The sequence below is a fragment of the Paraburkholderia sp. BR13444 genome (assembly GCF_040948755.1).
Lineage (GTDB): Bacteria > Pseudomonadota > Gammaproteobacteria > Burkholderiales > Burkholderiaceae > Paraburkholderia > Paraburkholderia youngii.
The window spans coordinates 1-305 of sequence record NZ_JBFPKM010000059.1 but is presented as its reverse complement, the minus strand read 5'-3'; the positions used below and the strand labels follow the sequence as shown (position 1 = coordinate 305).

The window sequence follows — 305 nt, the reverse complement described above, 5'->3', positions numbered from 1 at the left end:
GATGTCACGACTGGTTGCGTCCTGCTGGACCAGACCCACCGTGCCTTCTGACAACTGGTTCTGCACGTTCGTGATGCTGGACGCGTTCTGCGCGATGTTGCTCGTGTTCTTTGCGATGTCAGTTGCATTCAGCGCGATATCGCCCGTGTTCTGCGTCGTGCGACCGTCGAGGTTCGTGACGGCTTCGGCCACGCTGTACACCGTCGTGCCACCCACGCTGAACTTCGGCGCGCTGATCGAGCCATCCGCAAGCACGATCGAACCACCGCCCAGCGCCCGGGCCGTGCTCGACGCCGTGCCGTACA

At 63.0% G+C, this 305-nt stretch carries 1 protein-coding gene; it reads right to left on the bottom strand.

Annotated features, from left to right (window positions below; all coding sequences use genetic code 11):
- On the bottom strand, positions 1-305 hold a 305-nt coding region (locus tag AB3X95_RS38980), incomplete at both ends, for a hypothetical protein (protein WP_368624011.1).